At 51.4% G+C, this 4,086-nt stretch carries 7 protein-coding genes; all 7 read left to right on the forward strand.

Features of this window, described 5'->3' with window-relative positions:
• A partial coding sequence (locus tag DMG62_21630) for a hypothetical protein (protein PYY20842.1) occupies nt 1-283 on the forward strand: 283 nt, incomplete at its 5' end.
• 77 nt (nt 284-360) lie between these two features.
• Nucleotides 361-936 carry a hypothetical protein gene (locus DMG62_21635; GenBank protein PYY20843.1) on the forward strand — a complete coding sequence of 192 codons (576 nt, stop codon included), beginning with the start codon at nt 361-363 and terminating at the stop codon, nt 934-936.
• Nucleotides 937-941: 5 nt separating this feature from the next.
• Complete coding sequence (locus DMG62_21640; GenBank protein ID PYY20844.1) at nt 942-1,427, forward strand: hypothetical protein; 486 nt, start codon at nt 942-944, stop codon at nt 1,425-1,427.
• Nucleotides 1,428-1,458: 31 nt separating this feature from the next.
• Nucleotides 1,459-2,358 (forward strand): glycosyl transferase, encoded by a 900-nt coding sequence (locus DMG62_21645; GenBank protein PYY20845.1) that lies wholly within the window; start codon nt 1,459-1,461, stop codon nt 2,356-2,358.
• Complete coding sequence (locus DMG62_21650; protein ID PYY20846.1) at nt 2,355-3,236, forward strand: hypothetical protein; 882 nt, start codon at nt 2,355-2,357, stop codon at nt 3,234-3,236. Before DMG62_21645 ends, DMG62_21650 begins: the two co-directional genes overlap by 4 nt.
• A gap of 82 nt (nt 3,237-3,318) precedes the next feature.
• Complete coding sequence (locus DMG62_21655; protein PYY20847.1) at nt 3,319-3,768, forward strand: hypothetical protein; 450 nt, start codon at nt 3,319-3,321, stop codon at nt 3,766-3,768.
• The coding region (locus tag DMG62_21660) for a hypothetical protein (protein PYY20848.1) at nt 3,761-4,086 on the forward strand (326 nt) is incomplete at its 3' end. The genes DMG62_21655 and DMG62_21660, both read left to right, overlap by 8 nt.

Genomic DNA, 4,086 nt, shown 5'->3' on the forward strand with positions numbered 1-4,086 from the left:
CTACAAAAAAAAGGTAAAACCCTTCCGATCAATCAGGATGCCTTACTTTGCTGGTTACGGCCTGTGTTGTATATGGGAGAAATACTCCAAATGGTCAAAGGGGCAACTGCCTCCGGCTTTTAATCGCCGTCGGTGCGCTGCCGAATGGAAGCGAACTCGTTACTCCAATCAAAAGCTTAAGGACCGCCTAGGGTGGAAGCCGAGGGTTCCGATGGAAAAAGCGCTGGAGAAGTTCCTCGCGCAGTTTGAATCGAATGGGAACAGTGAAGCGTTGAAGCGTTAGAGCAATCTTCTGTCATCGGTGATCTGTCGTCTTTTACCTTCTGTCCTCTGCCGTCAGTGATCAGTCCTCTGAAACCCATGCTTCGAATCGCGATCGTAGGTTGCGGCAAGGTTGCCGATCAGCATGTTCAAGCCATTCATCGCATTCCAGGTTGTAAAATTGTCGCTCTCTGCGACCGCGAACTGCTCTTAGCTAAGCAACTCGGGGAGCGCTTTGGTATAGCTGCGTGCTTTTGCGAGTTGTCGAAAATGTTGGAGGTAGCGCGCCCTGACATTGTCCACATTACAACTCCACCACAGAGCCATTGTTCGCTTGCCAAGCAGTGCCTCGAATCTGGAATCAATGTCTATTTGGAAAAGCCCTTCACGATTACTGCACAGGAGGCGGAATCAGTAGTTGAACTGGCGGAACGCCGCGGATTGAAGCTAACTGTCGGCCATAACTATCAGTTTACCCTTGAAATGCTGGAAATGCGTCGGCTCCTAAAAGAAGGATTTCTCGGCGGGAGGCCGTCCCACCTGGAAAGCTATTGGTCGTATGACTTGGCAGACTTAAGGTATGCGAGCGCATTCTTGAGCAACCGTGCCCATTGGGTCCGCCAGTTGCCTGGACAACTGTTTCACAATGGTTGGAGGATGTCTTGGACGAATTAAGGGTATTGATCCGGGACAAGCAGGGTACGACAGCCTTTTTCTGCTTCTCGACTCAGGTCAAGGGGCTAAACCTGCTGCGAGCTTACGGGCCCTCCGGTTCGATTTCCGCGAACATTATCACTGGAAGCCTCATTCGCAGCCCAAGCCGCTCCTACAAGAGCTATCTCACGTATTTCATTCCGCCGTTAAGAAACGCCAGTCAACATTTTGGGAATGCGCGGCGCAACATTGCAAATTTCTTGCGTCGCCGCCTTTACCAGGACTTCGGAATGAAGGAACTGACTGAACGTTTTTACAACACCGTACGTCTGGGAGACAAACCGCCAATTTCTTACAGCGAAATCATTTCAACCGCGCGAATTATGGATGAAATCTTCGCCCAAATTTATCCAAGTCGGACGACAGATGACAGACGGCGGAAAACTGGTACGGATCATAGACTAGAGATGGTACGTGACGTTTCAGCTCCACTTCTGACTTCTGATGTCTGACCTCTGACATCTGACATCTGCTCTCTGGCCAATGCGATACGTCCTGATTACTCCCGCACACAATGAAGAAGCGTTCATTGAAAAGACCCTCGTCTCCATGGGGGCCCAAACAATTTTGCCGATGAGGTGGGTCATTGTGGACGACGGTTCGACCGATCGCACCGCGGAGATAGTGGAGAGCTACGCGAACCGTCATCCGTGGATTGAACTGATCCGCCGTTCACAGCGCCAGGATCGTAGTTTCGCCGGTAAAGCTCACGCGTTTAATGCCGGATTTGAAGGGGTTCGATCGCTTCCTTTTGAAGTGATTGGGAACCTGGACGCTGACATCTCGTTTGAGCATGATTATTTTGAATTTTTGTTGAGCAAATTCGCGGAATTTCCACGATTAGGTGTCGCTGGCACCGCTATGCGAGAGGCGAACTATGATGCTATCAAAGACAGTTTCTACCACGCGAGCGATGTCTTTGGAGCCTGCCAGCTATTCCGGCGGAAGTGCTTTGAGGAGGTTGGAGGATACACGCCAATTAAATGGGGCGGCATCGATTGGATCGCCGTGCGAACAGCTCGCTTGAAGGGCTGGCAAACGACATCATTCTGTGACAAGCTTTTCTACCATCATCGGCGAATGGGAGAGACGGAAAGCACCACGTGGAAAGCGAGATTTGATTACGGCAGAAAGGAGTACCTCCTTGGCAATCATCCGTTCTGGCAGATCTTTAGAGTGAGCTACCAGATGCTGAAGCGGCCATACTTGATAGGTGGGCTCCTCTTATTTTCGGGCTATGTTTACGCGTTTGCCTGCCGTATGGAAAGGCAGGTTGACGCAGAGTTGCTGAAATTCCATCGCAAGGAGCAGCTTAGTCGTCTTAAGTGTTTGTTCGTGCGCCTTCTGAAGACCGGCCGATTAGAACTGCATAAACGTTCATGAGCGCGAGCATTGCTGACGTTAAGGGGTTCTGGAACGCAAATCCTTGCCAATCTCATCTCTCCCAAGAAGCAGACCGCCGCCGATATTTTGAGGAGATTTCCCAAAAGCGATTTCAGGGTAGGGAGTGGCACGTGCCAACGGTTGCGAAATTCGACTCGTTTCGTGGGAAAGATGTGCTTGAAATCGGGTGTGGAGTAGGAACTGATGGGATCGAGTTCGCAAGGAATGGGGCGAACTATGTCGGAGTTGATCTAACGCCCAATTCAGTGGAACTCACACGGGAACGGTTCAAACTATTCGGCGTGCCGGGGCGATTCGAGGTCGCGAACGTCGAGAAGAGCTTACCGCTTGCGGACGAGAGCATAGACCATGTTTATAGTTTCGGTGTGATTCATCATTCACCTGCTCCGGAAAAGATCGTTGGCCAGATTTACCGGGTCTTGAGGAAAGGCGGGACTTTCACGGTGTTGTTGTACAATCGAAGCTCGATAAACTATTACATCGAGATCATGTTCTTGCGGAGGTCATTTAAATGGTGTCTTCTCCCCACGTTTATGCCTCGACTGATTGCTGCCGCCACGGGTTTTGATCGGTGGAAGCTAGAAGGGCACCGTGACAGGCTGTTTAAGAACAAAAAGTTAACAAAGGAAGAATGGATTAGCATGAATACAGATGGGCCGTTTTGTCCTTTGGCGACGGTGTACGATCACGATGAGGCAGCGGCCCTTTTCGATGCTTTTGAGAACCTAAGACAGGAAGTTTGGGAGTTTAATACCGATCACTGGTCGTTTATCGGGAAAGCTATGCCAGCCTCACTGGTGAAATGGCTAGGGCGGCATTGGGGGTGGCACCGGATTGTCTACGGGAGAAAGCCATAGTGATCCGCTCCCTGCGTGCTATTGATATGCGCTGCTGGGTTTTGACGCGTCATACCCGCTTGCCTGAAAGGCAGTTTTTTTTATGACCAACAGCGGCTTGATTTACGAAGGCTTTTTTAGGTCTTCCCGTGAGTTTCCGCAGAGGCCGGCCTTAGAGGTGGCAAATCGCGTGGTCAGCTACTCGGATTTGCGGGAAAGGGCTTTCCAGTTAGCAGCGACGTTTTGGAAATATGAACTATCTGATCAGCCGCCTTTAGCTGCCGTTTTTGGCTACCGATCAATAACCGCGTTCGCTGGTATCCTTGCCGCTCTTTTGCGCAGTCTTGGATATGTTCCACTGAATCGGAGGCACCCGCCGGAAAGAACGAAATTTATGCTGGAGCGGTCTGGTTGCCGCGCGCTCGTGGTGGACGAATTCTCTGCTGCGCAGCTGGCCAGAGTACTGGAGGGCCTTTCAGACAAACTGCTAATCCTGATGCCCGACCCTTGTCCTCCTCACCGCAACGCTATAGGATCTCTGGCACATGGCTGAATCCAAGAAAGTTGTTGTTGTGGGGCTTGGAGAGGTGGGGAGACCTCTTTTTGAAATCGCAAGCCGGCATCACCAGACGATCGGCGTGGACATCGAGCCCGTGGTGAAAAAGTTCCAAGGGATCGACGTCATGCACATCTGCTTTCCGTTCCAAATCAAGGATTTCGTGGGTGAAACCACACGCCGTATCGAACATTTCAAACCTGCGCTGACGATTATCGACAGCACGGTAGCAGTTGGGACGACGCGCGCCGTTGCGGAGCGATCCGGCGCCGCTGTTGTGAACAGTCCGGTGCGCGGCAAGCACATTCGGATGGT

Source organism: Acidobacteriota bacterium, from assembly GCA_003225175.1.
In the GTDB taxonomy this organism is placed as follows: domain Bacteria; phylum Acidobacteriota; class Terriglobia; order Terriglobales; family Acidobacteriaceae; genus Gp1-AA112.

What these genes read in the sequence shown, in the direction of transcription:
- DMG62_21645 (PYY20845.1), top strand. Translation starts at nt 1,459, where the DNA reads ATGCGATACGTCCTGATTACTCCCGCACACAATGAAGAAGCGTTCATT.
- DMG62_21635 (PYY20843.1), top strand. Translation starts at nt 361, where the DNA reads ATGCTTCGAATCGCGATCGTAGGTTGCGGCAAGGTTGCCGATCAGCAT.
- DMG62_21650 (PYY20846.1), top strand. Translation starts at nt 2,355, where the DNA reads ATGAGCGCGAGCATTGCTGACGTTAAGGGGTTCTGGAACGCAAATCCT.
- DMG62_21655 (PYY20847.1), top strand. Translation starts at nt 3,319, where the DNA reads ATGACCAACAGCGGCTTGATTTACGAAGGCTTTTTTAGGTCTTCCCGT.